Origin of the sequence: Specibacter cremeus, from assembly GCF_003946885.1 — a bacterium.
In the GTDB taxonomy this organism is placed as follows: Bacteria; Actinomycetota; Actinomycetes; order Actinomycetales; family Micrococcaceae; genus Specibacter; species Specibacter cremeus.
Genome location: NZ_RWKQ01000056.1, coordinates 22,843 through 29,220, shown reverse-complemented (window position 1 = coordinate 29,220; position 6,378 = coordinate 22,843). Strand labels below are relative to the sequence as shown.

At 69.8% G+C, this 6,378-nt stretch carries 5 protein-coding genes; 2 read left to right on the top strand and 3 right to left on the bottom strand.

Annotated features, from left to right (window positions below; translation table 11 throughout):
• Positions 1–145 precede the first annotated feature (145 nt).
• From EJC77_RS17820 to EJC77_RS17810, 3 genes are read right to left on the bottom strand one after another with little or no spacing between them, the layout of a single operon-like run.
• Positions 146–3,445 (bottom strand): ATP-binding protein, encoded by a 3,300-nt coding sequence (locus EJC77_RS17820; RefSeq protein WP_125615832.1) that lies wholly within the window; start codon positions 3,443–3,445, stop codon positions 146–148.
• Positions 3,446–4,177: a DUF4194 domain-containing protein gene (locus tag EJC77_RS17815; protein WP_125615829.1), complete on the bottom strand. Its 732-nt coding sequence runs from the start codon at positions 4,175–4,177 to the stop codon at positions 3,446–3,448.
• Positions 4,170–5,636 (bottom strand): DUF3375 domain-containing protein, encoded by a 1,467-nt coding sequence (locus tag EJC77_RS17810; RefSeq protein WP_125615826.1) that lies wholly within the window; start codon positions 5,634–5,636, stop codon positions 4,170–4,172. The genes EJC77_RS17815 and EJC77_RS17810 overlap by 8 nt, the downstream gene beginning before the upstream one ends.
• 254 nt (positions 5,637–5,890) lie before the next feature.
• Between EJC77_RS17810 and relB the strand changes: the two genes are divergently transcribed.
• Positions 5,891–6,109 (top strand): type II toxin-antitoxin system RelB family antitoxin, encoded by a 219-nt coding sequence (gene relB / locus EJC77_RS17805; protein ID WP_125615823.1) that lies wholly within the window; start codon positions 5,891–5,893, stop codon positions 6,107–6,109.
• Positions 6,106–6,372 (top strand): type II toxin-antitoxin system RelE family toxin, encoded by a 267-nt coding sequence (locus tag EJC77_RS17800; protein WP_125615819.1) that lies wholly within the window; start codon positions 6,106–6,108, stop codon positions 6,370–6,372. Before relB ends, EJC77_RS17800 begins: the two co-directional genes overlap by 4 nt.
• Positions 6,373–6,378: the final 6 nt, after the last annotated feature.

Genomic DNA, 6,378 nt, shown 5'->3' with positions numbered 1-6,378 from the left:
CACAACCCAACCAGGGCGCACTCAAGCACCCGTTTCCCCCGGTTTCGGTGCTCAACCGCGCCCCAGCCGGACCCCCGGACGGCCTCGACGACGGGCACGCATTCCCACAACGCCAAGCCGTCGCCGGAGGCCTTTGAACCGGAGGCTACCGCAGGATGATGTCCGTGCTCGTGGCCGGCGACCGGCCCGTGGACACGAAACCGGACACATTGGCCTGCGGGTGCTTGACGATGTCCGTGACCGAGCCCAGGTGCCGGGACAGGTCCACCTTGTCCTCGGGGGCGGCGAGCAGCAGCTGGAAGCCGAATTCCTGCAGCGCGTTGATGCCGGCGCCGGCGTATTCGGAGTTCGCCTGGATGAACGCCTCGTCGATCATGACCGTGCCATAGGTGCTGTAGCCCTGCGCGTCGATGCCCAGCTGGTACGCCAGCGCCGCGCCCATGATGAACGACGTGAACCGCTGCCCCTCGCCGCCGGACAGCGTGCCCGGCTCCAGCCCCAGTTCGATCTCCCCAGTGGGGCGGTGCTCGTTGCAGCTGATCGTCACATGCTGGCGCACGTCCAGCACGGTGTCCGCCCAGTGCTGGCGCGACGGGTCGTTCAGGGAATCGACCAGGCGCTCCAGCGCCTTGTAGCTGGACGCCATCGTCTCCTCGGTCGCCTTCGCGTACGCGTTGCCGAGCGCGTCCTTCAACTCCGTGCGGAACGCGCGCGCCTCCTCCGGGACGGTGGTCCTGACCTCCAGTTTGAGCCGGCTGCCCTTCTCGAACGGCACGTCCTCGAGGATCTGGTTCAGCGGCAGGATGCGTTCCTCGATGGCCCGGCGCTCCTCCTCGAGCAGCGCCAGCAGGTCGGAGAACCGCTCGTAGGAGCGGTTGTTGAAGTATTCGCGGAACTCGTCTTGGCGCTGCGGCAGGCCCTCGGACACGATCTGGTCGTACAGCTCCCGATACTGTTCCGCGGCCTCGGCACCCGTGCCCAGGCTCGCGCCCAGGCCCGGCCCCCACTCGCGCGCGAACGCCTTGAACGTGTCGGACAGCACGCCCTCGGTACGGAACAGCCGCTCCTTCAGCGCCGCCAGCCGCTCACCGAGCGCCACCGCGGCCTGGCCGAACACCGTGTCCAGCTCCGCCAGCGTCGTCGGCTCGGAGGCGGCCAGGGACGTGAACTCCTCCATCGCCCACGCCGCGGGCGGGTTGGCCGCGGCCGCCTCCGCCGTCGTCGTGGCGGACGTCTGGGTGGCGTGCAGTTCGCGGTCGATCGCGGCGAGGTCGTGGTTGAGCACGGCCAGCCGGCCCACGGCCGCCTCGAGCGACGCCTTCGCCTCGGCCAGCCCGTCGCGGATCTGCGCCAGCGTGGCGCTGCCCTCAACCGTGGCCCGCAAGGTGGCCTGCAGCGCCTCGAGGGTCGCGGCCGGCGCCGCGCTGTCCAGCTCCTCGAACGTCCGCTCGTCCCGGGCCACGCGCCGCAACGCGTCGAGCCGGCCGGCGACGGCATCCTTCGCGCGGCTGCGCTCGTCGGCCAGCGTCGTCGCGGCCGCGTGCTCCGCGGCGATCCGGTCGGCCTCCGCCTCCAGCTGGGCGATCTTGTCCGCGTTCGTGAAGCCCAGCAGGTAATCGCCCGGGTTCACCGTCCGCGTGTCTCGCTCGAACGTGTTCGCATTGACCTTCATGGTGCCGGCCAGCGAGATGGCCCGGTCCGCCCCGTGCAGCCCGGCGTCCGATTCCACGCACCGGAACGCGAAATCCCGGGTGACCTTGGCACGCAGCCAGGCGCCGGCGTCGGAATTCTGGAACTCCAGCTTCGTGACCAGATCGTCAGGCTGCGGTTCGGCCGGGCCCGGCTGCACGCCGATGTTGACCCAGCGCAGCCGCCCGTGCCCGTCCAGTCCGTCGATCGCCCGCGTGACGGCGCGGATGTCCGCGTCCCGGACCAGCAGCGTCGTGGCCAGCGTGCGCAGCGCCTTCTCCACGGCCGGCCGCCACGCCGCATGCTCGGCGGCGATGTCCACGAGCTCGCCGGCGAACGGCATGTCCGCCGGTGCGATCCCGGTCGCCGCGCAGATCTGCCGCCGTGCCGCGGCGCTGCGCCCGTCGATGTTGCTGCCGCGCCGGGCGTACGACGCGATCTCCGCGCGCAGCTTCCGCTCCGTGGCCTTCGTGTTGATGCTCGCGGCCACGGCCTCGTATTCGCGGGTGCGCGCCGCGTCCGCCTCGGTGCGTTGATGCTCGACGGCGGCTGCCGCGGCCAGGCGCGCGGCCGCCAGCCCGTCGGGCGCCCAGTCGTGCGCGAGCCCAGCCGCGGCGAGGTCGTCGCGTGCGGCGGCCTCGACCCGCCGGCGGCCCTCCAGCTCCCGGCGCGCGGTGCGGATGTCCTTCTCCAGCGCCTCGATGGCCCGGCCGCCGTGGTCGTGGTGCTGCACGTCGAGCCGCGCGACCGTCTCCGCCAGGACGTCCTTGGCCCGTGTGCCCGCGGCGATCTCGGCCCGCTTCCCGGCCTGGCGTTCCTGCAGGGCCACGCACTTGGCCGCCAGCAGCTCGGCCTGGAACTTCTGCCGGATGAGCGGCAGCTGCGCCGTTTTTAGCACGGTCGTGTTGTGAAGGGTTTCCTTGAGGTCCCGGTATTGCTCGTGCTGTTCGGGCACCTGGGCCAGGGCGTCACGCTGGCCGCGGGCGTCCTCGAGCTGGCGGTAGATGCCGCGCAGGTGGCTGAAGTCCTCCACCGCCGACTTCGCCGCCGCGATCGTCGACGGGATGTCCAGCACCTCGTAGCGGAAAAACCGGTTGACGCCCTTGTCCAGGCCCTTGCCGTTCTGCAGCGTGCGCAGCAGGCCGAACGCCTTGTCGTTGTCGATACCCAGCCGGCGGCGGAACCGTTCGGCGAACGTCTTGTGCACGTCGTACGCCTCGGCGCCGGGCAGCGCGGCCTGCAGCGACGACGGCGAGAAGCGGCGGCTGCCGTGGCCCTCCAGCGCCTCCGTGTCCAGCGGCTTGGCGCTGATCACGTAGTGCTTGCCGACCTGCCCCTCGAGCCCGTTCGCCGGCAGGTCGAACAGCGCCGCGATGGTCACGTTGCGGCCCAGCCCGTCCTCGTACACAAGCCCGACCGCCGACCAGGTGGCGCTGGGCCGCTGGTACGTGGTGCCGTTGGCCGTCTTGATCTTGCGCCCGCGCATGTAGCTGAACGTGGTGCGGCGGTCCTTGCGGTTGGACGCCTCGTGCGCGGACTCGTTCAGCCGCGGCAGGGCGTGGAAGATGTGCGCGATCCCGTCGAAAAGCGTCGACTTGCCCACGCCCGGGTGGCCGGTGAGCAGCGTCCCGGCCCGGTCCACGTACATGGCGTGGCGGCCATGGAACGTGCCCCAATTGATGACCTGGATCTGGCGGAGCCGGTACTGGCCGGGATTCAGTTCCCCGCCCATGGGCAGGGTCATGGCGATGCTCATCTACGCGTCCGCTCCGTCGTCCAAGGAGGAATCCGCGTCGCCGTCCGCATTCGCCAGCTCCGGCTCTCCGCCGCTGTCTGCAATGTCATTGTCGATCGCCGCCAGGTACGCCGGGATGGCGTCGATCGAGTCGAACGGCAGGGCCAGCGCCAGGGCGTTGGAGACCCGGTACTCGTGCGCCACATCGGTGGGCAACAGCAGCTTCAACGCCAGCAGCCGGGCCAGCGCCGCATCGGTCTGCTCCTCGAGCCGCAAGTCGTCGTGTGCGCCGGGTTGGCGGTGCTCGGCCAGGATCTCGCGCGCCCCGGACCGCGTGACGGTGGCGTCCGTTCCGGTTCCGGCGTGCCGGTCCAGGGCCATGCGCAGCCGCAGTGCCAGCAGCGTCTCCTCGCGGCGCAGCGGCTTGCGGGCCGTGATCGGCTGCGTGTGCGTGGCCTCGACCTCGGCCGGGGTCAGCAGCGCGATCTTCCGCTCCGCGTCGACCGTCAGCAGCAGGAAGATCTCGCTCAGGTGGCGTTGCAGCGCCGCGCGGTGGTCCAGGATGACCGTCCACACGCGGGCGTCGACCGTGCCGTCCACGTACGGTCCGCGCAGCAGCCGTACCAGCGCCTGGCGGATCTCCAAGGAGAACTGCCCCGTGTCCCCGGCGAACAGCGCCCGTTCCCCGCGGTAGGCGTCGGTGACCGGCGCGCCCAAAGGCGAGGGGCCGTCGTCGTACTTCGTCTCAGTCATGGCGGGAGTCCTTTGTGAAGGTGATCAACGGGACGTGCGCGGTGCGCGTCGAGCCGTCGATCTGGGTGAAGTGGACGGGCTGCAGCGCGGCGTCGTCGACGGCCGCGCCGCTGTGCCGGGCGGCGAGGATGAGACCGCGGATGGAGTTGAGGTGGCGCAGCTCCGCCGGCAGGTCGGTGAAGACGTCGGCGAGCGTGGCGCGGCCGTTGCGGCCGGCGCGGGCGCGGTCGACGGCGGCGTGCAGGGCGGGCATGTCCGGCGCGGGCGTGCTGGGCGTGCGGTGGATGTCGGCGTCGCTGAGCGCCGGCGGGGCCTCCAACGGCGGCGGCGGGACGTGGTCGGCGGGGTTGAACAGGCCCAGCTGCGCGAGCGTTTCGAAGGCGGGCGCGTAGAGGAGGGGTGCGACGACGGGGGTTCGGGGGCGCAGTGCCCGGGACGTGGCGACGGCCTGCGCGGCGGCGTGGATGGCTTTGCGGAGTTGGACGGATTCGCGGAACTCGTCGGACTGGACGTAGGCGTGCAGGTTCTCGGACAGGCGGCCGTAGACGGCGTGGACCTCCCCGGCCTGGCGGCGCATCTCGCGCACCAGGGTGACGAGGGTGCCGCGTTCCTCGGGGGTCAGCTGGTCGATGAACTCGCGTTCGAGCAGCTCGTTGACGGATTGGCGGAAGCGGGCCTGCCGGGTGGGGTCGTTCAGGAATTCGGTGAAGCCCTGGAACGTCTCGCCCTCGGCGGTGTTGCGCAGCGCGCGGTCACCCTCGAGGACCTGGCCGACGGCGACGCCCTTCGTGACCGAGGATTCCATGATTTCGGCGCGGATGGTGTGCAGCATGTCCGCCACGCCGTCGCGCATGCGCTTGAAATCGGCCGGCAGGCTGGCGGCCAGGTCGAGGATGCTGCGGGCGGCGGCGACGGCGGAATCCGTGGAGAGGACGGCCGGGTTGTCCGTTGTTCGCAGTTGCTCGATCTCCGATCGTCGTTCCGCGATCTCCGCCTGCAACTGGGCGATGCGGCTCTCCGGGTTCGGGTCCGTCTGGTAGGTCAGCGTCTCGATGCCCTGAAGGAGGCTGTGCAGGCGTGAGCTGTTGAGGTTCGTGGTGGTGGACGTCTCGGAGTCGACGAAGGTCAGCACCCGGGCCGTGGCGGCGGTGGGCTCGTACACGAACCGGCCGTCCACCATGGGGCGGGCCAGGAACTGGTTGCGCACCCAGGAATCGGCGTAGTTGGAGGCCTGCCACGCGTCGTTGAGATTCAGGTTCTCGAAGCGCAGCTCCTTGATGAACGCGGCCAGATCGGCGTGGAACTCCTCGAGCGGGATCCTGGAGTTTGCCGCCGTGAACTCGGCGCGCAGGAACGCGACCGTCCAGGGTGCGGCGGATAGGAGCCGCCACGCGGGGGAGAGGCGCCACTGCTTCTGCGCGTGCCATTTGGCGACGGCGTTCGCGGCGGTGGGGCGCATGGGGGTCCTTGCTCTTGGGGCGGTGCGGGTACGGGTCCGTGGGTTGCCGGGTGGGGCACGGCCCTCCATTTTATCGTCCCGGGCAGGTCTTGCCATTCTGCGCAGGATAGGAGGCAGTAGGTTGCGCAGTTGGCCCTGCGACGCAACCTACGGGGCGAACAGTGCGCACGACGGTGCATGCGGTCGTGACGACCACCCCGGGCGTTCCAGACTCGTGATTGCTATAATCGTATAGACCGGAAGGCTGGTTCACGATGCCGCAATTCAACATCCGCTTGGACGACGAAACGAAGGATCGCCTCGAACGTCTGGCCGTGGCGACGGGACGTTCCAAGACGTTCTATGCCACGGAGGCGATTATCCAGTATCTTGACGAGTACGAGGACTACTTCATCGCCAAGGACGCCTTGGCCGAGTTCACGCAGTCGAACGATGCCGCCGTGGACCTTGACGACATCGACTGGCCGGCGTGAGCCACGCGATCCGCTTCACACCCAAGGCTGCCAAACAGGTCAAGAAGCTCGATGCCGTGGCAGCCAGGCGCATCCGCGCGTTCTTGGAGCAGAAGCTGGCTCGGCTGGAGAATCCGCGCCAGCTCGGGAAGAAGTTGGTGAACGAGGAATTCTGGCGCTACCGGGTCGGTGGCTACCGCATCCTGACCGTCATCGACGACGACCAGGTACTTGTCCTCATCGTCGATATCGCGCACCGCCGCGACGTGTACAACAACCTGTAATCCGCG

Bases quoted from the DNA above. Each gene is read 5' to 3' on its own strand.
- EJC77_RS17815 (WP_125615829.1), bottom strand. From the start codon at position 4,177: ATGACTGAGACGAAGTACGACGACGGCCCCTCGCCTTTGGGCGCGCCG.
- EJC77_RS17810 (WP_125615826.1), bottom strand. From the start codon at position 5,636: ATGCGCCCCACCGCCGCGAACGCCGTCGCCAAATGGCACGCGCAGAAG.
- EJC77_RS17820 (WP_125615832.1), bottom strand. From the start codon at position 3,445: ATGAGCATCGCCATGACCCTGCCCATGGGCGGGGAACTGAATCCCGGC.
- relB (WP_125615823.1), top strand. From the start codon at position 5,891: ATGCCGCAATTCAACATCCGCTTGGACGACGAAACGAAGGATCGCCTC.